Raw genomic sequence first — 22,682 nt, forward strand, 5'->3', positions numbered from 1 at the left:
TCGGAGTTGACTACGCTGCGCGAGTTGACGTCCTCCCCTCCCGTGAAGTGAACGTGGGGGATTCCAACTACACGAACAGGGGTTCGCGGTGTTGAGGTTGGCTCATCCAGCTGTGACGTCGCGTTCCCGAACGGTGGTCCGCCTGACAGCGAACCACCGCCCCCTGCCCGGCTCCGCGGGAAGCCGGATCCCTCCCCGGTCCGAAGGCCGGGGCCGGGGTATTCTCCGGGGCCCCCGATGACGGTCGTCGTGGCCGTGGTTGTGCTTGTCGTCGCGGCCGCGACCTATCTGACCTGGCTCGCGAGCCGGCTCGACCGCCTGGCGAGCCGGGTTGACGCGGCCCGGTCCGGCCTGGTCGTGCAGCTTCTCGCACGGGCCGAGGCCGCGCAGACCCTCGCGCGGCGGTACGAGCTGTCCGAACTCGCCACCGCCGCCGAGAGTGCCCGAGCCGGCCACACCGCTGCGCTCGCCGACGACGCTCGGCCCTCGGCACCGGCCCGGTCCGCGGACGCGGCTCCGCCGCCCGCGGACGCGGCTCCGTCCGCCGGTGCTGGCCTGGATTCGGCCGCCGAGGATGCCGAGAACGCGCTGAGCCGCGCGTTGCGCTCCTCCGCCGTCGTGGCGGTGGGGCGGGAGACGCCTGAGGCCGTCGCGGCCCTGGACGCGGCGGCGGCCAGGGTGGCGCTGGCCCGCCAGTTCCACAACGACGCGGTGGGGGACGTCCGATCGCTCGCCGGGCGGCGCATCGTGCGGGTGCTGCACCTGGCGGGGCGGCGGCCGTTGCCGGCCTACTTCGAGATCGACGACGCGCTGCCCGTGCGCGGGGACGGCCCGCCCCACCCGGAGGGCCCAGCCGCGGTCTTCGGCACCTGACCAGCCGCGCCCGCGCGGCCGTGCCCGCGTCCGCTACCGCGCCCCGGGCGGTGTCAGGCGTCCCGGGTGTCCGTGTCCGTCCCGCCGCCGGTGCCGCCTTGGCCGCGACCGGGCTGATCCTGCTGGTCGGAGCCCGAATCCGCCCCCGGAGCGGGGGCCAGGCACAGGACGAAGTCCGAGCCCCCGCCGGTCTCGGTGTACGTCGCCGTGGAGCGCGCCATCAGCTCGCACAGCGCATCCGAGTCGCCGGACACGCGGCTCAGGACGAGGAACTGGGCGTCTGGTGAGTCACAGCCGACGACCGCGACGCCGTCACCGTCCCGGCGGACGCAGTCTCCCGTGCTGACGCGGGTGGCGCCCGGCTGGCTCCCGACGATCACCCCGACCACCAGGACCAGCGCCGCGAGCGGGACCAGCACCCCGAGTGCGGCCGGCCGCCGGGTCAACGGCGGCTCCGGCCGCGGCCGCGGGCCGTAGGCGGGGCCCGGGGGAGGAAGTTTCTTGATCTTCAGGTTCGCGCCGAGGTTCATCATCAGGACCACCGGCGTGATCAGCAGGGAGGCGATGCCCCACCAGCCCTGCCACAGGGTCCGCGCGCTCATCGCGCGCAGCCTGGAGGTTCCGCAGTCCCGGCAGAAGGGGCCGGGTTCGGATCGGAACCGCATCAGGACGAAGAATCCCTGGTGCTCGCGGATCGTCGTCTGCGCGGCCGGCGCGGCGCCGCAGACGCGGCAGCGCGGCCCGGGTGCTCCGGCGCCGGGCCAGCCGGCGTTCGGGTAGCCGCCTGCGGGCTGCGGCCAGCCGCTGCCCGGCGGTGGGCCGGCATGCGCGGGCCAGCCGGGGCCGGGCTGTGCGGTGCTGCCCACGGGCCAGTTGGCGCCGGGCTGTGGGGCGCCACCCGTGGGCGTCGGCGCCGCCGGTGCCGCCGGTGCCGGCCAGCCGGGCGGTCCGCCGGGGGGAGCGCCGAATCCACCGGGAGCCCCGGGGCCCCGGGGTGCGGGGCCTGGCCCGGGCCATGGCTCTGGGGGCGGCGGGCCGTAGGGGTTTGTCATGTTTCTCCCGGGTGCTCCTCGTCGCAGCAGGGCAGGATACTCCGAAGTCCGTCGAAAAACGATTTGTCCCCAAGACCCGAGATCCGATCTGGTGGGCGATGTGGCGACCGCCACCGCCACCGCCGCTGTCGATCTCGCCGATGCCGGCGACCGGGTAGGACCGGCACGGTCCGGCCGTACGATGGTTTCGCAGCCATTACGTGCGGGCCCGCCATGTGCGGGTCCGTCCAGCCCGGAACGACCGCCGGAGAGTCAGCTCCCTGCGCGGCCCGGTGCTCGGCCGGCCGATCCGTTCGTCCGGTCCCGCACCGCTGTGCGCGGTCCTGACGTCATCGGTGGTCCGCCCGTAGCCGAGGGTTCCTCGGGGGCACCGGCCGTGGTCGGTCGTCGCCGGATCAGGGGCGCCGGATCCATCCGGCGGTCACCTGCCGGTCGGCATCGTCGCGGGCGCCGTCCGGAGAACCCGTGTCCGCACTATTCGAAAGAGACACCACATGATGTCCGACGGCCCGACCACCACCGCCCCAGCCGCGGGCACCTCGCCGACCGGCCCCGGCAGGCCGGGCGGCGGGGAGAGGCACGCCGGCACCGCCAGGGTCAAGCGTGGCATGGCGGAGATGCTCAAGGGCGGCGTCATCATGGACGTCGTCACTCCCGAGCAGGCCCGGATCGCCGAGGACGCGGGCGCCGTCGCGGTGATGGCGCTGGAGCGGGTGCCGGCCGACATCCGTGCGCAGGGCGGCGTCGCACGGATGAGTGATCCTGACATGATCGCCGGGATCATCGAGGCGGTCTCCATCCCGGTGATGGCCAAGGCCCGGATCGGGCACTTCGTCGAGGCGCAGATCATCCAGTCGCTGGGCGTCGACTACGTGGACGAGTCCGAGGTGCTGACCCCGGCCGACCCGCACCACCACATCGACAAGTGGGCTTTCACGGTTCCCTTCGTCTGCGGTGCCACGAACCTGGGGGAGGCGCTGCGGCGGATCTCGGAGGGCGCCGCGATGATCCGCTCGAAGGGTGAGGCGGGCACCGGCGAGGTCTCCAACGCGGTGGTGCACATGCGCACCATCCGGGCGGAGATCGCGCGGCTGTCGGCGCTGCCCCCGGAGGAGCTCTACGCCGCGGCGAAGGAGCTGCGGGCTCCGGTGGAGCTGGTCACCGAGGTCGCCCGGCTCGGTCACCTGCCGGTCGTGCTGTTCACCGCCGGTGGGATCGCCACCCCGGCGGACGCCGCGCTGATGATGCAGCTGGGTGCGGACGGCGTCTTCGTCGGTTCGGGCATCTTCAAGTCCGGTGACCCGGCCCGGCGCGCGCGGGCGATCGTCGAGGCCACGACGATGTACAACGACCCCGGAGTGCTGGCCAAGGTGTCGCGTGGTCTGGGTGAGGCGATGGTCGGCATCAACGTCGGTGAGCTCCCGCCGCAGGCGCGCTTCGCCGACCGCGGCTGGTGAGCCTCCCGCGGATCGGTGTCCTGGCGTTGCAGGGCGACGTGCGGGAGCACGCGCGCGCTCTCGCCGGGGCTGGCGCCGAGGCCTGCGAGGTCCGGCGGGCCGCCGAGTTGGAGTCGCTCGACGGGCTGGTCCTGCCCGGTGGCGAGTCCACTACGATCGGGCGGCTACTGCGGGTGTTCGAGCTGCTCGAACCGCTGCGGGCCGCCGTGGCCGGGGGCCTGCCGGTCTTCGGTTCGTGCGCTGGCATGATCCTGCTTGCCCGGGACGTGATCGATGGTCGGCCGGATCAGCCACTGATCGGTGGTCTTGATGTGGTCGTGCGGCGCAACGCCTTCGGTCGTCAGGTGGAGTCCTTCGAGACGGACCTGACGGTCGCAGGCGTCGACGGGCCGCAGGTGCATGCTGTCTTCATCAGGGCGCCCTGGGTAGAAAAGGCAGGGGACGGTGTGGATGTGCTGGCCCGGGTGGGCGACCGCCCGGTCGCCGTCCGGCAGGGGTGCCTGCTGGCCACGTCGTTCCACCCTGAACTGACGGGGGACATCCGGGTGCACCGGCTGTTCGTCCAGATCGTGCGATCCGAGCTCGGGCTCAAGAGGGGCAGGTCATGAGCGGTCACTCCAAGTGGGCGACCACCAAGCACAAGAAGGCGGTCGTCGACGCCCGCCGCGGGAAGCTGTTCGCCAAGCTGGTCAAGACCGTCGAGGTGGCGGCGAAGACGGGCGGTGGGGATCCGGCGGGCAACCCGACGCTCGCCGACGCCATCGCCAAGGCGAAGTCACAGTCGGTGCCGAACGACAACATCGACCGGGCGATCAAGCGCGGCTCCGGTGAGCTCGCCGGCGGGGCGAACTACGAGTCGGTCACCTACGAGGCCTACGGGCCGAACGGGGTCGCCGTGCTCGTCGAGTGCCTCACCGACAACCGCAACCGGGCCGCGTCCGACGTCCGGGTGGCGATCACCCGCAACGGTGGCACACCGGCCGACCCGGGCTCGGTGTCGTACCTGTTCAACCGCAAGGGCGTCGTGCTGATCGACAAGACGGCCGAGCTGACCGAGGACGACGTCCTGCTGGCCGTGCTCGACGCGGGCGCGGAGGAGGTCAACGACGTCGGCGAGGCGTTCGAGGTCGTCTCCGAGGCGACGGACCTGCACGCGGTCCGGGTGGCGGCGGGTGATGCCGACCTCGCGGTCGCCTCGGCGGACATCTCCTGGCTGCCCTCGGTGAGCGTGTCACTCGACGAGGAGCCGGCCCGGAAGGTCCTCAAGCTGGTCGAAGCGCTGGAGGACCTCGACGACGTCCAGAACGTCTGGTTCAACGCGGACATCTCGGACGACGTCATGGAGCTTGTGTCGAGCTGAGCCGGTCGCGGCGTGTCGCGGATGTCCCGGGTTGCCCCGGCCACTAGGATCGAACGGATGTTCGTGGACGTGGCCGGGAGGGCTCGTTGCGTGTTCTCGGGGTCGATCCTGGGCTGACCCGCTGTGGCATTGGTGTGGTCGACGGTGGCCCGGGCCGACGGGCCAGTCTGGTCGACGTCGGTGTGGTGCGTACGCCGGCGTCCGACGAGGTGGCACAGCGGCTGCGGGCCGTCTCCGAAGGCGTGGAGGAGTGGCTGGACCGGCTGCGCCCGGACGCGGTGGCCGTGGAGAAGGTGTTCAGCCAGGCGAACGTGCGCACGGTGATGGGTACCGCCCAGGCCGGCGCCGTCGCGATCGTGGCGGCAGCCCGCCGTGGGCTGCCGATCGGCCTCTACACGCCCAGCGAGGTCAAGGCCGCGGTGACCGGCAGCGGGCGGGCCGACAAGGCACAGGTGGGGTTCATGGTGACCAGGCTTCTTGATCTGGCGGAGGCGCCGAAGCCGGCCGATGCCGCGGACGCGCTGGCGCTCGCGCTGTGTCATCTGTGGCGTGGCCCGGCGCTGGCCCGCATGCGCGCCGCGGACCCTCGCGCCCGGGTGGCGGACCCGCGGGGCAGCCGGGCATGACGGCGACGGCTCCGACCTCGCCGACGGGACCGGCGGCGTGATCGCGTCGATCAGCGGAACCGTCGAGGCGCTCTCGCCCACCTCCGCGGTGGTGGACGTCGGTGGTGTCGGGATCCTCGTGTGGTGCACGCCCGCGACGCTGGCCGGGCTGCGGGTCGGTGAGCGCGCGAAGCTGTCGACGACCCTGGTCGTCCGAGAGACCGAGCTGACGCTCTACGGCTTCGCCGATGCCGACGAGCGGGATGTCTTCGAGACCCTGCAGGGTGCCGCCGGGGTGGGGCCCAGGCTCGCCCAGGCCGTGCTGGGCGTGCACAGTCCGGACGCGGTGCGCCGGGCGGTCGCGGCGGAGGACCTGGCCGCGCTCACCAAGGTTCCCGGGATCGGCCGCAAGGGTGCCCAGCGCATCGTCCTCGACCTGCGGGACAAGATCGGTCCGCCCAGCGCGCCGGTTCCGGCGCCACGCGGCGCGGTGGCGGCAGCCGCCGCCGTCGCCGAGCTTCGGCTTGGCGGCCCCGCCGAGCAGGTTCGCGACGCTCTGGTCGGGCTTGGCTACTCGGCGCGGGAGGCCCAGGACGCCGTCGTCGCCGCGGGCGCCGCGGCGGGCGCGGGCGCAGGTGGCGCAGGTGGCATGGGCGTCATGGGCGTCATGGGCGACGCGGGCGACGCGGGCGACGCGGTGGACCCGGCCGCGCTGCTGCGTGCGAGCCTCGCGATCCTGCGGCCGCGATGAGGGCATCGGTCCGGGCGCGGGCAGCGGCGTGGGCTGTCCGGGGGGCGTCATGACGGCGGACGACGGCGGCCTGGTCTCCGCCGCGGCGACACCTGAGGAGAGGGCGTTCGAGGCGGGTCTGCGCCCGCGGACGCTGAGCGAGTTCGTCGGTCAGCGGAAGGTGCGTGAGCAGCTCTCCATCATGCTGGAGGGGGCCCAGGGCCGTGGGCGGCCACCGGACCATGTGCTGCTCTCGGGTCCGCCGGGGCTGGGCAAGACGAGCCTCGCCATGATCATCGCCGAGGAGCTGGGAGTCCCGCTGCGGATGACCAGCGGGCCGGCGATCGAGCGGGCCGGTGACCTGGTCGCGATCCTCACCGCGCTGACACCGGGTGAGGTGCTGTTCCTCGACGAGATCCATCGCATCGCCCGCCCGGCGGAGGAGCTCCTCTACGCGGCGATGGAGGATTTCCGGGTCGACGTCGTCCTCGGCAAGGGCCCGGGCGCGACGGCGATCCCGCTGGACCTCGCCCCGTTCACCCTGGTCGGCGCCACGACCCGGTCGGGCCTGCTCACCGGGCCGCTACGGGACCGGTTCGGCTTCACCGCCCACATGGACTTCTACGGGGCCGACGAGCTGGCCCTGGTCCTCGCCCGGTCGGCCCGGCTGCTGGGCGTCAGGCTGACCGACGATGGCGCGGCTGAGGTCGCCGGCCGTTCCCGTGGCACGCCCCGCATCGCCAACCGGCTGCTGCGCCGGGTCCGCGACTACGCCGAGGTCCGGGCCGACGGTGTCGTCTCCCGGGAGGTCGCCCAGGCGGCGCTGCGGATCTACGACGTCGACGGGCTTGGCCTGGACCGGCTGGACCGGGCGGTGCTGGACGCGCTCGTGCGCCGTTTCGGCGGGGGTCCGGTCGGCCTCGGCACGCTCGCGGTGTCGGTGGGTGAGGAGGCGGAGACCGTCGAGGACGTGTCCGAGCCGTTTCTCCTGCGAGCCGGCCTGCTGGTGCGTACGGCACGGGGCCGGGTCGCCACCCCGGCGGCGTTCACCCATCTCGGGCTGGAACCGCTCGCTGATGGTCTTGGCAGGTCACAGGCGTCCATGGCGCTCTCCGGCGACGACTCGCCGCAGGCCTGAACGGACTGCCACTCGAGATGTCCGGCTTCGCCGGGAATCGCACCAGCGGCCTGCCCGCAGTGCGCGCGGCGCACCTACGTACGATCAGCCGCGACACTCAGGAGGGTAGGACGTGCAGGTACTCGCGACCATGACGACCGCGGCGGACAACGACGGCGGCAGCTCCATCAGCGGACTGATCTTCCCGCTGCTGATCGTCCTGCTGATCGTCTACTTCTTCTCCACCCAGCGGCGCCGCGCGAAGGCACAGCAGCAGCAGCTCGCGCAGATCGTTCCCGGCACGCTCGTCGTGACCACCGCCGGCCTGTACGCCACGGTCGTGGAGCAGGACGGCGCCGACATCCTGCTCGAGATCGCGCCGGATGTCGTGTGCAGGTTCAGTCGCAACGCCGTGGCACGGGTGATCAGCACGCCGGACTCGGATGCCGCTGACGGCGAGCACGGCGAGCACGGCGAGCACGGCGACGACGCGACCGCCTCCACGAACCCGCTGGCCACGACGCATGACGCCGACGAGGCCGGGGCGGCGGACCACGACGCGAAGTCATCCGGCTCCACTACGGAAAGTGACGACACGGACGGTGTCGGCGACGGTGACCGCGCCGGCGGTGCGGACGGGGCGGCTGGCCGGCCCGGCGGGCCGCGCAAGGAGCTCTGACCCGAGGCCGTACCCCGGGGTTCCCGCATCCGGAGCCCCGGGATGGTGGGTGTCGTGGGGTTGCCGTGGTGTTTGCTGCCGGGACCGTCACGCGCCTGTCGGCTGCGGGTGGTGTTACGTCAGGGCTGTTGGAACGTACCCTCGGTGACACTCGTTCGGAATCGTTGGGCGCCGCCGAGATCGGTGACGGTGTGTGAGGAAGGACCTGGCATTGGCACGTCGCTCGGCACGAGCGTCGGGAGGCATCTCCGTCGGCGCCCGGCTCGGAGCACTTGGTGCTCTGCTCGCCATCCTCTTTGGCCTCATGGCTGTTACCGGCACCTGGACGCCCAAGCTCGGCCTTGACCTCCAGGGCGGGACGAGTGTCATCCTCACGCCACGGTCGGTGACCGGTGGCTCGATCGACGACTCGGCGCTGAACAAGGCCGTCGACGTCATCCGCAGTCGCGTCGACGGCCTCGGTGTCGCCGAGGCCGAGGTGCGCCGCACCGGCGACACCATCGAGATCTCCGTGCCCGGCCGCGGCCGCAACGACGTCGTGGCGCTGGTGGGCCAGACGGCGGAACTGCGGTTCCGTCAGGTTGCCGGGTCGGCTGCCGCGCAGTCCGCGGCTACGCCGACCCCGTCGGCGACCGGCAGCCCGTCCGCGACGACGGCGCCGTCCACCGGTGCGACCGCGAGCCCGAGCGGAACGGCGGCTCCGGCCACCGGCTCGCCGGCACCGGCCGCGACGAGCGCGCCGGCCACCCAGAAGCCGGCTGCGCTGGGTCTCCCCGGAGCTGACAGCGGGTCCGGCCTCACGCTCCAGCCGGCGGCGTACACCGCACCGGCGGGTGCGGGCGGGGCACGCATCCAGCTCGCGGCGGCCACCAACACGACCAGCCCGGCGGCGGCGAGCACGCTCGCGGCCGCGGCGGCGACGAGCTCACCTGCCGCGGCCGCGACGGGCCAGCCGAGCGCTGCCGCCACGACGCCCGCGGCACCCGCCGCGTCCGCGTCGCCGTCCGCCGACCAGGCCGCGAGCGGCACCAGCACGGACGCGACGACACCGCCCGCCGACGTCCAGGAGAAGTTCGCCAACCTCACCTGCACGGCCAGCGGGGTCCGCGGTTCCGCGGTGAGCCTGGACCGCCCCGAGGACTGGACCGCCGCCTGCGACCGGGACGGCACGACCAAGTACCTGCTCATGCCGGCGGCCCTGGTCGGGACGGACGTGAAATCGGCCTCGGCCGGCCTGCTCAGCGGTGGCGGCACGACGAGCGTGACCACCGGCCAGTGGGTCGTCAACGTCGACTTCACCGGCAACGGCCAGAAGAAGTTCACCGCGCTCACCGAGAAGACGGTCGGCAGCCAGGTCGCGATCGTGCTCGACGGAGTGGTCCAGTCCGCGCCGCAGACCAACGAGCGCATCTCGGGCTCGGCGCAGATCTCGGGGGACTTCTCCCAGTCCGAGGCCCAGGACCTCGCCGATGTCCTGCGGTTCGGCGCGCTGCCGCTGGCCTTCGAGCGTTCGCAGGCCGAGTCGGTGTCCCCGACGCTCGGGCGTGAGTCGCTGCACGGCGGTCTGCTGGCCGGTGCCATCGGTCTCGGCCTCGTGGTGATCTACTCGTTCCTCTACTACCGTGCGCTCGGCGTCGTCGTGATCACCTCGCTCGCGGTGAGCGCCGCGCTGAACTACGCCGCGGTCACGCTGCTCGGGGATGCGATCGGCTTCACCCTGACACTGGCCGGTATCGCCGGTCTCATCGTCTCGATCGGTGTGACGGCCGACTCGTTCGTCGTCTACTTCGAACGGATCAAGGACGAGGTCCGCGCCGGCCGGAGCGTGCGGACGTCCGTCGACCGCGCCTGGCCGGCGGCCCGGCGGACCATGCTCTCCGCCGACACGGTGTCCTTTCTCGCCGCGGCGGTGCTGTACGTCCTGTCGGTCGGGTCCGTGCGCGGGTTCGCGTTCACTCTCGGCCTGTCGACCCTGGTCGACGTGCTGATCATGTTCATCTTCACCCGCCCGCTCGTCACGGCGCTGGTCCGCCGGCCCCTGTTCAGCACCAGCCGGTTCTCCGGGCTGACGGTGCGATCGGTGGGCGGATCGGCGCAGTCGCGGGGACCGCGGCTGGCCAAGCGCCCTGCGGGGCCCGGCCGTCCGGCCGCGGCCGCCGCCGGTGCGGGTGCCGGTGACGACGTGGATCCCGGCTCCGTGGACGTGGATGGGGACGGCGACCAGACGGATGACGGCGGGTCAGGCCCGCCGAACCAGGCTCCCCGGCTCACGAAGCCGGGGCCGGCGCGGCAGGGAACGGGCCGGCGCACGGCCGGGCAGAGGCGGGAGCACTGACATGTCGATGCTGGGGCGTCTCTACCGCAGCGAGTTCCACGTCGACTTCGTCGGCCGCCGGCGTGTCTGGTATGTCGTGTCCGGGGTGCTGCTCACGATCTGTGTGCTGAGCATGATTGTCCGCGGGTTCACGCTGGGTATCGAGTTCAAGGGCGGGGCCGTCTTCCAGTTCCCGGCGAACGGCGGCACCGTCGAGCAGGTCAAGGATGTCCTCAGCGACAGTGGGGTCGACGCCTCCGACAGCGTCGTCCAGCAGCTCGAGACGTCCAAGCAGTTCCGGGTCCAGACACCCACGCTGTCCGACGAGGAGACCGCGCGGGTGGAGGACGCCCTCGCGAAGCGTTTCAACGTCGCGAACCCGGACGAGAACATCGCGGTCTCGACCGTCGGGTCGTCCTGGGGATCCACCATCACCAACAAGGCGATCAAGGGTCTGATCGTCTTTCTCGTGCTGGTGATGGTCTACCTGTCGGTGCGGTTCGAGTGGAAGATGGCCGCGGCGGCGATGGCGGCGCTCATCCACGACCTGGTCGTCACCATGGGTATCTACTCCCTGGTCGGCTTCGAGGTCACCCCGTCCACGATCATTGCTGTGCTGACCATCCTCGGTTTCTCGCTGTACGACACGGTCGTGGTCTTCGACCGGGTACGGGAGAACACCGCCGGAATGGCGACGTCGTCGCGGCGGACCTACGCGGAGGCCACCAACGACGCGCTCAACGAGACGCTGGTCCGGTCGCTCAACACATCACTGATCGCGCTCATCCCGGTGGCGTCGCTGTTGTTCGTCGGCGCCGGGCTGCTGGGTGCCGGCACCCTGAAGGACCTCGCGCTCGCCCAGTTCGTCGGTATCGCCTCCGGTACCTACTCCTCCCTGTTCTTCGCGACCCCGCTGCTCGTCGACCTCAAGCGCAACGAGTCGGAGGTGCGCGCGCTGGACGCCCGGGTGGGGCGGGCCCGGGCGAGCCGGGCCAGGTCGGCCCGCGCCGCCGAGACCGGGCAGACCAGCCGGTCGGTGCGGTCCCGTCAGGGTGCGGACCCGGCCGGTGTGGACGCCGACGCGGACGGGCCGGACGTGCACGAGCCCGGTGACGCCGTGGGCGTCGCCAGTGGGATGCGCACCGCCTCGGCGGCGGCCGCGGCTGGACATGTCGGTGTTCCGTCCGCGCAACGGCGTGGCCCGAGGTCGAAGCCGACCCAGCCCCGGCGCTCCGGTGGTAAGAAGCGTTCGCGCTAGGGGGACGCAGGTCCGTCGCGCGTAAGGCAGGGCGAGGCCGGTGTGAAGCCGGGCGAACTGTGCGAAGTATCATGAAGTAGATGTAAAGCGCGTAAGACGCAAAACGGATAAACCGGCACGGCATCGGCGTGGACACGGCCGCCCGATCGGGCGGCGACGAATTTCTGAAGCGGAGAGGTCACCACGATGACGAGCGTCGAAAGCGGGCCGGCTCTGGGTGCGGCAGCGGAGGTGCTCGCCGCCCACGTCCGCGATGTCCAGGATTTCCCCAAGCCTGGAGTCGTCTTCAAGGACATCACCCCGCTGCTGTCCACCCCGGCGGCGTTCGGGGTGGTCATCGGTGCCCTGGCGGATCTCGCGCGAGACCTGTCGGTCACCACGATCGCGGGGATCGAGGCGCGCGGATTCCTGCTGGCTGCACCGGTCGCCGACCGGATCGGCGCAGGCCTCGTCCCGGTGCGCAAGGCGGGCAAGCTGCCGGGGGCGACCCGCCGCGAGACCTACGACCTGGAATACGGCACCGCCACCCTGGAGATCCACGAGGACGCGGTGGCCGCGGGGGAGCGGGTCCTGCTCGTCGATGACGTGCTCGCCACCGGCGGAACCGCCGCCGCCGCGCACAACCTGCTGCGTGGATGCGGCGCGGACGTGGTCGGCCTCGCGGTCCTGATGGAGCTGAGTTTCCTGGCCGGGCGTGACCGGACGGGTGCGCTGCCGGTCACCTCGATCATGACTCTCTGATCGGCTGAGCCGGTCCGGCGTCAGCACGTTCCGCTGGGTGGCAGGTGTTCGAGGGGTGTGGCGCGCCACGGCCACCTGAGTGTGGCCGCCGCGGGGTCTGCCCGGGGTTGCGGAAGGCCGCGCGGACCAGCAGCGTTAACCTCGATGTCAGGAGCCTTTCGCACATCCGTGCCATGGCCGAAGCGCAACGCAGGAGCGGCCCGTGCCCGAGGCGCCGCCGGTGACCACCGGAGCTGTGTCGGCGGCCGCGTCATCCGTCGGGGAGACGCGGCCGGTGTCGCCTGCCCTGAGCGCGGAGGGGTCCGCCGCACGCGGCGAGGCCGGTCACGGTGAGGTGACCCAGGCCGCGCCTGCGTCGTCCGCGGTGTCGATGGTGTCCGCGACGGCGGGCGGTGAGGATGACGCGGAGAGTGGTTCCCCGGTGGTGCCACGGCTGGGCCACGAGTCACCGCCACTGCCCCGTCGGGTGCGGGGGCGCTTCTCGCGCCTCGGCACTCATCGGGCCACCCCGCCGTCATCGTTGGACCCGGTGCTGCGCGGGCTCGTCGCGAACCATCCGCGGGCTGACATCGCGCCGGTGCAGCATGCCTTCGAGGTGGCCGACGCGGCGCACGCCGGCCAGGTCCGCTTCTCCGGGCACCCGTACATCACCCATCCGATCGCGGTCGCGAGCATCCTGGCCGACCTCGGGATGGACATCCCGACCCTGTGCGCCGCGCTGCTGCACGACACCCTGGAGGAGACGGACCTCCCGCCCGAGACGATCGAGGCCGAGTTCGGCCCGCAGGTGCTGCAGATAGTCGACGCGGTCAGCAAGCTCAACCGGGTCAAGGTCGGCGAGGCGGCGCAGACCGAGACCATCCGCCGCATGGTGGTCGCGATGGCCCGCGACCCGCGCGCGCTGGTGGTGAAGCTCGCGGACCGCCTGCACAACATGCGCACGCTGCGCTTCCTGCCCGAGCACAAGCAGGAGCGCAAGGCCCGCGAGACCCTGGAGATCTACGCGCCACTGGCCCACCGCCTCGGGATGAACTCCCTCAAGTGGGAGCTGGAGGACCTGGCGTTCGCCGCGCTGTACCCGAAGCGCTACGACGAGATCGTCCGGCTCGTCGCGGACCGCGCGCCCAGCCGGGACGTCTACCTCACCGAGACGTCCACGCAGGTCCAGGCGCAGCTCGCCGAGGCGCGCATCAAGGCCGTGGTGACCGGCCGGCCCAAGCACTACTACTCGATCTACCAGAAGATGGTCGTGCGCGGCCGGTCGTTCGAGGACATCTACGACCTGGTCGGCATCCGGGTCCTGGTCGACTCGGTCCGGGACTGCTATGCCGCGCTGGGCACGGTCCACGCGAACTGGAAGCCCATTCCGGGCCGGTTCAAGGACTACATCGCGATGCCCAAGTACAACATGTACCAGTCGTTGCACACGACGGTCATCGGGCCCGAGGGCAAGCCGGTCGAACTGCAGATTCGCACCCATTCCATGCATAACCGGGCCGAATACGGCATCGCGGCGCACTGGAAGTACAAGGAGGACGGCACCGGCTCGCGCTCGGGCGGCTCCGGCTCCGGCCGGCGCGGGGGAGCCAAGGCCGCCGGGGGTGCCGGCGGGACGGATCCGAACCTGCACAACTGGCTGCGCCAGATCCTGGACTGGCAGCGTGAGACCGCGGATCCGGGGGAGTTCCTCGACAGCCTGCGCTTCGACGCCGCCGCCGACGAGGTCTTCGTCTTCACGCCGAAGAGCGACGTCATCCCGCTGCCGCTCGGTTCGACGCCGATCGACTTCGCCTACGCGGTGCACACCGACATCGGCAACCAGTGCGTCGGCGCCCGGGTCAACGGCCGGCTGGCCGCCCTGGACACCGAGCTGGAGAACGGCGACGTGGTGGAGGTCTTCACCTCCCGCGCACATTCCGCCGGGCCCAGCGAGGACTGGCTGATGTTCGTGCGCTCCACCCGGGCCCGGACGAAGATCCGCCAGTGGCACGCGCGGGAGCGCCGCGAGGACGCGATCGTCGCCGGCCGGGACGCGATCGGCCGGGCGATGCGCCGCCACGGCCTGCCACTGGCCCGGCTGATGGCCGGCGACGCGCTGCTGACGCTGGCGAAGGACATGCGTTACGCCGACGTCGCGGCTCTGTACGCGGCGGTCGGCGAGAACAACGTCAGCGCGCAGGCGGTGGTGAACCGGCTGCTGCAGAGCCTGGGCGGCCCGGAGAGCGCGGAGGAGGACGCGGCCGAGACCGAGCTGCCGATCCGGGCGCTGCGCCGTTCCGGCGGCGATCCGGGTGTGATCGTCACGGGTGCGGCGGACGTCTGGGTGAAGCTCGCCCGGTGCTGCACCCCGATGCCGGGTGACGAGATCGCCGGCTTCGTGACCCGGGGCAAGGGCGTCTCGGTGCACCGCACCGACTGCGTCAACCTCGTCAGCCTGCGCGGCGGCCCGCACGACCGGACCGTCGCGGTGGAGTGGGCGCCGTCATCCGGCTCGGTGTTCCTGGTGGTGATCCAGGTCGAGGCCCTCGACCGGACCAGGCTGCTGTCGGATGTGACCCGGGTGTTGTCCGATCACCACGTCAACATCCTCTCCGCGTCGGTCACCACGACCCGAGAGCAGGTGGCGGTCAGCCGTTTCACCTTCGAGATGGGTGACGCCAAGCATCTCGGCCACATTCTCGACGCCGTCAGGTCCACCGACGGCGTGTACGACTGTTTCCGGGTCACCTCGGACGTACAGAGCTGACTGCGAGCGCGAGGGGGCACGCCGTGAATGCTGAGGCCGCGGGAGCGGGTCTGCCGGCGGGCGGCTTCTCGCCCGCGCTGTCCCGAGCGGACGGCGACGACGGTGACTCGCGGACAGTCATCGCGGCCCGCCAGGCCAGCCTCCGGCTGGCGCACCTGGCCCGCCGGATGGCCGCGCCGCGAACCCCGCAGGTGCCCCCCGAGCTGCGTGATCTCGTCGAGGCACACCGCGACTTCCACCCGAAGGCCGACATCGCCGCGGTGATCCGCGCCTACTCGGTGGCGGAGCGCCTGCACGCCGGCCAGACCAGGCGAAGCGGCGACCCCTACATCAGCCATCCGCTCGCGGTCGCGGAGGTCCTCGCCGAGCTGGGCGTCGACACCACGACCATCATCGCGGCACTGCTGCACGACACCGTCGAGGACACCGGCTACTCGCTCACCGCCGTCACGGCGGAGTTCAGCGGTGAGGTCGCCAACCTGGTCGACGGTGTGACCAAGCTGGACAAGATGCGTTTCGGGGAGGCCGCGGAGGCGGAGACCCTGCGCAAGCTGATCGTCGCGCTCGCCCGCGACTACCGGGTCCTCGTCATCAAGATCGCCGACCGGCTGCACAACATGCGCACGCTGGGGTTCATGTCGCCGGCCAAGCAGGAGAAGATCTCGCGGGTCACGCTGGAGGTCCTGGCGCCGCTGGCGCACCGGCTCGGAGTAAGCGTGATCAAACGGGAGCTGGAGGACCGGGCGTTCGCCGTCCTCAACCCCGAGGAGCACCGCCGGATCTCCGGCCTGGTGGACGACTTCACCGCCGCGGAGCGGGCCAGCGGCACGGTCTCCGGGCTGGTGGACCAGCTACGGACGGCGCTCGCCGAGGCCCGGGTCGACGGTGCGGTCTCGGTCCGGATCAGCCACATCTTCTCGATCTTCAAGCGGGCCCAGGAGCGTGGCCGCGCGCCGCGGGACTACACCGACATCGTCCGCGTACTCGTCCTCGTGGACGACGTCACGGACTGCTACGCCGCGCTCGGTGTCATCCACGGCGTGTGGCGCCCGGTGCCGGGGCGGCTGCGCGACTTCGTCGCGACCCCCAAGTTCAACATGTACCAGAGCCTGCACACGTCCGTGACGGACGACTCCGGGCGCACCGTCGACATCCAGATCCGCACCCCGTCCATGCATCGGCTGGCCGAGACCGGCATCGTGGCGAAGCCGGTCGGGCCGGGCGCCGACGGCGCCCGCCTCGAAGGCCTGTCCTGGCTGCACAGCCTGCTGGACTGGCAGGTCGACACGGTCGACCCGGGGGAGTTCCTGGAATCGCTGTCCTCGGACCTGAACTCCGACGAGGTGCTGACCTTCACCCCGAAGGGCAAGATGATCGCGCTGCCCGCGCGCTCCTCACCGGTCGACGTGGCCTACGCGGTGCACACCGATGTGGGGCACCGCGCCATCGGCGCCCGGGTGAACGGCCGGCTGGTCCCGCTGCACACCCGGCTGCGCAACGGCGACGTCGTCGAGATCCTCACCTCGAACCTTCCGGGAGCGGGGCCGAGCGAGGACTGGCTTGACTTCGTGCGGACCTCCCGGGCCCGGGTCCGGATCCGCAAACGCCTGGCCCGGCAGCGCCGGGATACGCACGGACGGTCGCCACACGGCATCGCGAGCGGTCTGACCTGGCCGTTCGGGCACTCGGGCGACCCCGCCCGGCGTGATGGCGCGACCGGGACGAGCACACCCGGGAGGATCACACCCGGGCCGGTCGAGCGGCCCGGCCAGGCCGCCGGGACCGCCCACGGTGCCGGGAGCCCGGCCGACGCCACCCCGGACGCCCAGCCCGTGGACGCCGGCCTTGCGCAGACCGCACCGGCGGCAGGGCCGGCCGCATCGGCAGGGCAGGCCGTGCCGGCAGGGCAGGCTGTCCCGACGGCGGCAGTCGCCCTCGGCGACACCACCGCACCGACCGCTCCTTCCGAGCCCACCGCTCCTGCCGCGGCCTCGGATGGCGCGGCCTCGCGTGGCGCCCGGCGGGTGCGGCGTGCCGTGCCGGGAAAGCAGGGCGAGCGCTCGGGCGACGCCGGTGGTCTCACGGGCCGCGAAACAGCCGGGGAGGTCGCGGCACGCGGCGCCGCCCGCCGCGGAACGCAGAACTGGGCGGGCTTCGCCGAGATCGAGGGCACGGATGTGCCAGTGCGTCTCGCGCGATGTTGTCTTCCGCTCCCCGGAGACAAGGTTGTCGGCTTCACGACGCACAGCAGTGCTGTCTCGCTGCATCGTCGGGAATGCGCGAACGTCGCCTCCTCGGCGTCATCACGCGAGCAGGTGACCGTGGCGGGATGGGCCGCTGCGGAGAGTCAGACCTTCCCCACCGAAATCGCGGTTGAGGCCTTCGATCGTTACGGCCTGCTGGCAGATATAACCGAAGTTCTCTCTGACACGTCCGCGTCGGTGCGTGCGGCGTCGACCTCGACTTCGGAGGACCGGGTGGCGCACGCCCGCTTCACGATTGAGGTCACCGGCCCCGAACAGCTCGATCGGGTGCTGGCGGCGGTACGCAGCGTTGGCGGTGTCTACGACTGTTACCGGGCCTGCCAGACGATCGTGTGACGCCGGGGGCCGGGATCCGGGAGCCTTATGCGCTCCGTGTCGCTATGGTCCCGGAAGTCGCTTTTCAACATTCCCCGGCCCGATCGGGTCGTGTACCGAAAGAATCACCCGTGGTCATCGGCGAAAAAACGTCGGCGCCGACGGTGGTCCGATGTAGAGTATCTCGCATCGCCATCGGTTATGGGTGGGAGTACGCGTGGGATTCCTTCAGGTCATCACGAGCATCGACTCACCAGACGCAGCGGACCGTATCGGCAGGGCGCTCGTCGAGCGGCGCCTTGTTGCCTGTTTCCAGGTGGTCGGGCCGATTCGGAGCACTTACCGGTGGAACGGCGAGATCGAGCAGTCGGAGGAATGGCTCTGCCTCGCCAAAACAACGAGTGAACGGCTGGCCGACCTGATCGCGGAGATCACCGCCGCGCACCCGTACGAGACGCCCGAGATCATTGCGACCCCTATCGTGTCGGGTCACACGGACTATCTCGACTGGATCACGGCGGAGACCGCCCCGTCGATCCGGAGCTGAGGCTCCGGCCTTACACGAGCGCGCGAAGCTGCTCGTCGAGATCCCGGACGGCCTGGGTGTTCTGCCAGGGCCGCAGATGCTCCCGAACCCGCCGGATCCTGGTGAGCCCCAGTGAGAAGTCGGTTGCCGCGACGATGGCCAGCGACTCGGCCGCGTACTGGGTCGCGGCGTCGATCTCCCGCCGCTGAATGTGCACCTCGGCGACATCGCCGAGTAACAAGGAGCGCTTCTTGGTGCCGCTGTGCGGAGACGTGGCACGCAGCGCCTCCGTCGCCGCGGCGTGGGCGGCGGCTGGCCGGCGCAGCCTCGTGTAGGTCGTGACCTTGATGCCGTCAAGCCGGCCACGGTCGAAGAACTGGGTCCAGACCCGGTCGCCGTCGTCGGCGCGGTCGAAGGCCTCCTGAGCGCGGTCCAACGCGGCCAGTGCCGCCCGCCCCTCGCCGCGGGCGGCCTGTTCTTCGGCCTCCCGCCCGGCCAGCCACGCCCGGGTCATGATGGTGCTCGCGCCCGCGGCGCGGCGCTGCGCCTCCGCCAGCAGCGCGCAGGCCTGGTCGTGACGACCGACCCCGGCGCTGTGGTAGCTCTCGTAACCCAGTACGCAGGCCCACAGCGCGCTGTCGTCGGCCTCCCGCGCCGCCTCGATCGCGACCCGGTAGTACGCCAGGGCGGCCGGGACGTCGTTCATGTCGAACGCGAGCCAGCCGGCCAGCGCCGCGGTCTCGCCGGCGGTCGCCGCGAGGTCGCGGCGAGCCGACGATCGGCCGCTGGACTCCAACAGCTGCGTGAGCGTCCCCAGATGACCGGTGACCCTGGGGAACAGCGCCCGGGCGGGAACGCGCTCCTCCAGGCTGTACAGGCCCGCCGTGCATCGGCTCAGCTCGTCCGCCAGCTCCGGGGTGACGGTGGTGCGCCGGCGCAGCGCCGCGGACAGCCGCTCCCACGGCGCGTTGTCGGGCCCGGCCGTGCCCAGCGGGACGACGGCGACGCCACCCGCGGCGGCGAAAAGCCGCAGGAACCCACGGCGCTCGACGGGAATGTCACCGGACGGTTCGGCCCCGGCCTCGGCCTGGATGAGAACGGTTCCGGCCGGGCCGATGCCGTGGGAAAGCTTGTCCGTGGCGGCGGGGAGCCGGCCGGCCAGGCCGGTGCTGGGGTCGTCGTCGACGAAGCCGAGTTCTGCCGAGGAGCGCTCGAACAGCGCGCGCAACAACCGCTGGTAGCGAAGGCTGGGCTTTTTGTCGCCCTTCTCCCACTTGCAGATCATATTTCCGGTGACGCCGGCCTCGCGGCCCTCATGGATGACGGAGAAGCGTCGGATCTCGCTCGCCAGGCGTTCCTGTGACCAGCCGCGTTCCTCTCGGCTGGTGCGAAGCCGAACGTTCGGAGTACGGGCCGGGCCGGCGGTGGCCGGCCTGGGGTCGTTTGGTCGCATGCTCCTTGGCGAGGTGTGACCCGCCGACGTTCCTGCCGGGCGCTCCATCGGGACCTCCGAGTCAAGCAGTTGACTTCAGGAGCTTAACCGTGTGTTAGCAAAGGCGGTGATACCCCTCGTGTGGTCCTTCGGTGACAAGAAACAGGCAAATCATCGAACGGGCGACCGCGCTCCGTGACGGCACGCGGCGTCATCGTCTCGCCGGTGCGTCACCATAGAGTCTGGTGTGTGAGAGCTGGTCCTCTGCCCCCGAGCCCCCGTGGCCCACGCTCACGCGTGCAGGCCCGGCCGCTGCGGGAGTGGCAACGCGCCGCCCTGGAGATCTACCGCTCGCGCACCGCCTCGGGCGGGCGGGACTTCCTGGCGGTGGCGACGCCGGGTGCGGGCAAGACGACCTTCGCCCTGGAGATCGCCGCCGAGCTGCTGGCCGCCGGTGAGATCCGGGCGGTGACGGTGGTGGCCCCGACGGACCACCTGAAGCGGCAGTGGGCCGGTGCGGCCTCGGCCGTCGGCATCGATCTGGACCCGACGTTCCGCAACTCCGCCGGTGCGACCGCGTCCGACTACACGGGTGTCGCCGTCACATACGCCCAGGTCGCGGCCCATCCGGCGCTGCACCGGATGCGTACGGCGGCCCGGCGCACCCTGGTGATCCTCGACGAGATCCACCACGCGGGGGACGCGCTTTCCTGGGGCGAGGCGGTGCGTGAGGCGTTCACGCCGGCCGCCCGTCGTCTGGCGCTCACCGGAACACCGTTCCGGTCGGACGTCAGCCCGATTCCGTTTGTCACCTACCTGCCAGATGCGGAGGGCGTCACCCGCAGCGTCGCGGACTCCAGCTACGGCTATGCGGACGCGCTGCGCGATGGCGTGGTCCGTCCTGTGCTCTTCCTGGCCTATTCCGGCGAGATGTCGTGGCGGACGAGCGCGGGTGCCGAGCTGAGCGCGCGGCTCGGTGAGCCGCTGAACAGCGAGCAGACCGCCGCGGCGTGGCGGACCGCGCTCGACCCGCAGGGCAACTGGATGCCGGCGGTCCTCGCGGCGGCTGACACCCGGCTCTCCCAGGTACGCCGGGGCGGCATGCCGGACGCCGGCGGCCTGGTCATCGCGACCGACCACACGACCGCCCGCGCCTACGCCGGCCTGCTGCGGGGGATCACCGGGACGTCTCCGGTCGTGGTCCTCTCCGACGACCCCACCGCGAGCTCGAAGATCGCCACCTTCCGGGAGTCGACGGACCGCTGGATGGTCGCCGTCCGGATGGTCAGTGAGGGCGTCGACGTCCCCCGGCTGGCGGTCGGCGTGTACGCCACCTCGGCCTCGACACCGCTGTACTTCGCGCAGGCGGTCGGTCGGTTCGTCCGCGGCCGCGGCCGCTCGGAGACGGCGTCGGTCTTCCTGCCGAGTGTGCCCGCGCTGCTCGCGCTGGCCGGTGAGATGGAGGTCCAGCGTGACCACGCGCTGGACAAGCCGATGCGCGAGCCGGACGCCTTCGACGACGACGCCCTGCGGGAGGCGAACCGCCGCCGGGACACGCCGGACAAGCCGGACAGTCCGTTCACCGCGCTGGGATCGTCCGCCCAGCTGGACAGGGTGATCTTCGACGGTGGTGAGTTCGGGACCACGGCGCAGGCCGGATCGCCGGAGGAGGAGGACTTCCTCGGCCTGCCCGGGCTGCTCGAGCCCGATCAGGTCGCCACCCTGCTGCGGCAGCGTGAGGCCGCACAGCGGGCCGCCGCGGCGAAGGCCTCCGCGGCTGCCGCGGCGTCCACCGAGCCGGTGGTCCCGGCGGCCAGGCAGGGCGAGGCGGCGGGGGAGCCGGAGGCGGCCGACCGTCCGGTCCACGAGCGGATCGGGGAGCTGCGCAAGGAGCTCAACAAGCTGGTGGCCGCGCACTACCACCGGACCGGCAAGCCCCACGGGATGATCCACGCGGAGCTGCGCAGGTCCTGCGGCGGCCCCCCGAGCGCGCAGGCCAGCGCCGCGCAGCTACAGGCGCGGATCGACACCGTCCGCCGCTGGGCGGGTTGACCCACACAGCCCACCGCGACCACACAGCCCACCGCGACCACACAGCCCACCGCGGCCACACAGCCCACCGCGGCCACACAGCCCACCGCGGACCTGGCCGGCGATGCCGCCGGCCTCGCGGTGGGCGGTGGGCGGTGCTGGACCGGTCTGGTGCTCGACCGGTGCAGGGCGGGTTTACTGCTCCTGGTTGATCTCGATGGACTTGATCTGGGCCTTGCTCGCCGGGGTGCCGTCCGAGCCGCCGCCCTCGATCCCCGGGGAGGTCAGCTTGTCCAGCACGTCGAGACCCTCGGTGATGTGGCCGAAGACGGTGTAGCCACCGGCCAGCGCGGACGCGCCGTCCGCGGTGGGATCGGCGTAGTTGATGAAGAACTGGCTGCCGTTGCTGTCCGGCTGGCTGCTGTGCGCCATCGCCAGCACGCCGCGGTTGTAGTTCACGCCCTCGGTGTTCTCGTTGGCGTATCCGAAGCCGGGGCCGCCCGTGCCGGTGGCGGTGGGGTCGCCGCACTGCAGGACGCTGATGCCGGCGTCGGCGCCACCGGTCTGGCGGTGGCAGGCGGTGTCGGTGTAGAAGCCCGCCTCGGCGAGGGAGCGCAGCGCGTTGACGGTGCAGGGAGCCTTGTCGGCGTCCAGCGCGGCGGTGATCGTGCCCTGGTCGGTGGTGATGACCATCGTGGCCGGGTTCTTGTTCACCGTCGCGGCGGCGGTGGGCAGTGAGACCTGGCGCGAGGGCGCCTCGCCGGTCGACGTGTAGACGCAGTCGCCGACCTTGCTGGTCTGGCCGGCTGGCAGCGCCGAGGTCGTCGGGGTGGTGGCCGTCTGGGTGGCCGAGGGCGAGGTCGAGGTGATCTCGTTGTTGTCGTCGGAGCCACCACTGAGCAGGACGCTCGCGATCACCGACCCCACGATCGCGACCACGACCACCGCCGCGATGACGGTGACGCGCTTGCGCTGCCGCAGGTGGGCCTCACGCCGCCGCTGTGCCTGGCGCGCCGCCCGCGCGGCGGCGAGCTCCCGCTGCCGCCGTTCCCTCGTGCTCGACACCGTCGCCGGCCTCCCGCTTCTGTTGTCCCGTGACCACCGGATGGTCCTCAGGCGGTCGCTGTGCCGTCCACGTTCCCGTCGCGGACGAGTCTGTCCAGGTGGCCTGTGGACGACCTG

General features: G+C 71.9%; 18 protein-coding genes. 15 read left to right on the forward strand and 3 right to left on the reverse strand.

Features of this window, described 5'->3' with window-relative positions:
- Positions 1 to 237 precede the first annotated feature (237 nt).
- Positions 238 to 873: a hypothetical protein gene (locus ACG83_RS09505; RefSeq protein ID WP_054565783.1), complete on the forward strand. Its 636-nt coding sequence runs from the start codon at positions 238 to 240 to the stop codon at positions 871 to 873.
- A gap of 53 nt (positions 874 to 926) precedes the next feature.
- Here ACG83_RS09505 and ACG83_RS47725 read toward each other — a convergent pair whose 3' ends face one another.
- Entirely contained in the window at positions 927 to 1,739 is an 813-nt protein-coding gene (locus tag ACG83_RS47725; protein ID WP_054565784.1) for a hypothetical protein, read from the reverse strand.
- Between the two features lie 683 nt (positions 1,740 to 2,422).
- Between ACG83_RS47725 and pdxS the strand changes: the two genes are divergently transcribed.
- From pdxS to cutA, 13 genes are all read left to right on the forward strand, one after another.
- Complete coding sequence (pdxS, locus tag ACG83_RS09515) at positions 2,423 to 3,382, forward strand: pyridoxal 5'-phosphate synthase lyase subunit PdxS (RefSeq protein WP_054566528.1); 960 nt, start codon at positions 2,423 to 2,425, stop codon at positions 3,380 to 3,382.
- The gene (gene pdxT / locus ACG83_RS09520) at positions 3,379 to 3,990 is read left to right on the forward strand and encodes a pyridoxal 5'-phosphate synthase glutaminase subunit PdxT (protein ID WP_054565785.1); all 612 of its coding nucleotides are present in this window, start codon (positions 3,379 to 3,381) and stop codon (positions 3,988 to 3,990) included. The genes pdxS and pdxT overlap by 4 nt, the downstream gene beginning before the upstream one ends.
- The gene (locus tag ACG83_RS09525) at positions 3,987 to 4,742 is read left to right on the forward strand and encodes a YebC/PmpR family DNA-binding transcriptional regulator (RefSeq protein ID WP_054565786.1); all 756 of its coding nucleotides are present in this window, start codon (positions 3,987 to 3,989) and stop codon (positions 4,740 to 4,742) included. The genes pdxT and ACG83_RS09525 overlap by 4 nt, the downstream gene beginning before the upstream one ends.
- An 86-nt stretch (positions 4,743 to 4,828) precedes the next feature.
- Positions 4,829 to 5,368: a crossover junction endodeoxyribonuclease RuvC gene (gene ruvC / locus ACG83_RS09530; RefSeq protein ID WP_054565787.1), complete on the forward strand. Its 540-nt coding sequence runs from the start codon at positions 4,829 to 4,831 to the stop codon at positions 5,366 to 5,368.
- Between the two features lie 37 nt (positions 5,369 to 5,405).
- Positions 5,406 to 6,098, forward strand: a complete 693-nt coding sequence (gene ruvA / locus ACG83_RS09535; protein ID WP_054566529.1) for a Holliday junction branch migration protein RuvA — start codon at positions 5,406 to 5,408, stop codon at positions 6,096 to 6,098.
- Positions 6,099 to 6,147: 49 nt separating this feature from the next.
- On the forward strand, positions 6,148 to 7,215 hold the full coding sequence (gene ruvB, locus ACG83_RS09540) for a Holliday junction branch migration DNA helicase RuvB (protein ID WP_054566530.1): 1,068 nt from the start codon (positions 6,148 to 6,150) through the stop codon (positions 7,213 to 7,215).
- Positions 7,216 to 7,327: 112 nt separating this feature from the next.
- Positions 7,328 to 7,873 (forward strand): preprotein translocase subunit YajC, encoded by a 546-nt coding sequence (yajC, locus tag ACG83_RS09545; protein WP_054565788.1) that lies wholly within the window; start codon positions 7,328 to 7,330, stop codon positions 7,871 to 7,873.
- 211 nt (positions 7,874 to 8,084) lie between these two features.
- Positions 8,085 to 10,208, forward strand: a complete 2,124-nt coding sequence (gene secD / locus ACG83_RS09550; protein ID WP_054565789.1) for a protein translocase subunit SecD — start codon at positions 8,085 to 8,087, stop codon at positions 10,206 to 10,208.
- 1 nt (position 10,209) lies between these two features.
- Positions 10,210 to 11,445: a protein translocase subunit SecF gene (secF, locus tag ACG83_RS09555; protein ID WP_054565790.1), complete on the forward strand. Its 1,236-nt coding sequence runs from the start codon at positions 10,210 to 10,212 to the stop codon at positions 11,443 to 11,445.
- A gap of 186 nt (positions 11,446 to 11,631) precedes the next feature.
- Positions 11,632 to 12,186: an adenine phosphoribosyltransferase gene (locus ACG83_RS09560; protein WP_054565791.1), complete on the forward strand. Its 555-nt coding sequence runs from the start codon at positions 11,632 to 11,634 to the stop codon at positions 12,184 to 12,186.
- Positions 12,187 to 12,388: 202 nt separating this feature from the next.
- Positions 12,389 to 14,932, forward strand: coding sequence for a bifunctional (p)ppGpp synthetase/guanosine-3',5'-bis(diphosphate) 3'-pyrophosphohydrolase (locus tag ACG83_RS09565; RefSeq protein ID WP_054565792.1), 2,544 nt, complete (start codon positions 12,389 to 12,391; stop codon positions 14,930 to 14,932).
- 23 nt (positions 14,933 to 14,955) lie between these two features.
- Positions 14,956 to 17,532 (forward strand): bifunctional (p)ppGpp synthetase/guanosine-3',5'-bis(diphosphate) 3'-pyrophosphohydrolase, encoded by a 2,577-nt coding sequence (locus tag ACG83_RS09570; RefSeq protein WP_054565793.1) that lies wholly within the window; start codon positions 14,956 to 14,958, stop codon positions 17,530 to 17,532.
- A gap of 196 nt (positions 17,533 to 17,728) precedes the next feature.
- On the forward strand, positions 17,729 to 18,058 hold the full coding sequence (cutA, locus tag ACG83_RS09575; protein ID WP_006540897.1) for a divalent-cation tolerance protein CutA: 330 nt from the start codon (positions 17,729 to 17,731) through the stop codon (positions 18,056 to 18,058).
- 10 nt (positions 18,059 to 18,068) lie between these two features.
- Here cutA and ACG83_RS09580 read toward each other — a convergent pair whose 3' ends face one another.
- Positions 18,069 to 19,538 carry a helix-turn-helix transcriptional regulator gene (locus ACG83_RS09580; protein WP_054565794.1) on the reverse strand — a complete coding sequence of 490 codons (1,470 nt, stop codon included), beginning with the start codon at positions 19,536 to 19,538 and terminating at the stop codon, positions 18,069 to 18,071.
- Between the two features lie 180 nt (positions 19,539 to 19,718).
- On the opposite strand from ACG83_RS09580, the gene ACG83_RS09585 reads away from it, so the two are divergent.
- Positions 19,719 to 21,521 (forward strand): DEAD/DEAH box helicase, encoded by a 1,803-nt coding sequence (locus tag ACG83_RS09585; RefSeq protein WP_054565795.1) that lies wholly within the window; start codon positions 19,719 to 19,721, stop codon positions 21,519 to 21,521.
- Between the two features lie 174 nt (positions 21,522 to 21,695).
- On the opposite strand, the gene ACG83_RS09590 is transcribed toward ACG83_RS09585, so the two are convergent.
- Positions 21,696 to 22,565: a peptidylprolyl isomerase gene (locus ACG83_RS09590; protein ID WP_054565796.1), complete on the reverse strand. Its 870-nt coding sequence runs from the start codon at positions 22,563 to 22,565 to the stop codon at positions 21,696 to 21,698.
- Positions 22,566 to 22,682: the final 117 nt, after the last annotated feature.

It is taken from the genome of Frankia sp. R43 (genome assembly GCF_001306465.1).
GTDB lineage: Bacteria > Actinomycetota > Actinomycetes > Frankiales > Frankiaceae > Parafrankia > Parafrankia irregularis.

Excerpts from the sequence above, each read along its gene's own strand:
- ACG83_RS09505 (WP_054565783.1), top strand. The coding sequence starts at position 238 with ATGACGGTCGTCGTGGCCGTGGTTGTGCTTGTCGTCGCGGCCGCGACC.
- pdxS (WP_054566528.1), top strand. The coding sequence starts at position 2,423 with ATGTCCGACGGCCCGACCACCACCGCCCCAGCCGCGGGCACCTCGCCG.
- ACG83_RS09525 (WP_054565786.1), top strand. The coding sequence starts at position 3,987 with ATGAGCGGTCACTCCAAGTGGGCGACCACCAAGCACAAGAAGGCGGTC.
- ruvB (WP_054566530.1), top strand. The coding sequence starts at position 6,148 with ATGACGGCGGACGACGGCGGCCTGGTCTCCGCCGCGGCGACACCTGAG.
- secF (WP_054565790.1), top strand. The coding sequence starts at position 10,210 with ATGTCGATGCTGGGGCGTCTCTACCGCAGCGAGTTCCACGTCGACTTC.
- ACG83_RS09560 (WP_054565791.1), top strand. The coding sequence starts at position 11,632 with ATGACGAGCGTCGAAAGCGGGCCGGCTCTGGGTGCGGCAGCGGAGGTG.
- ACG83_RS09580 (WP_054565794.1), bottom strand. The coding sequence starts at position 19,538 with ATGGAGCGCCCGGCAGGAACGTCGGCGGGTCACACCTCGCCAAGGAGC.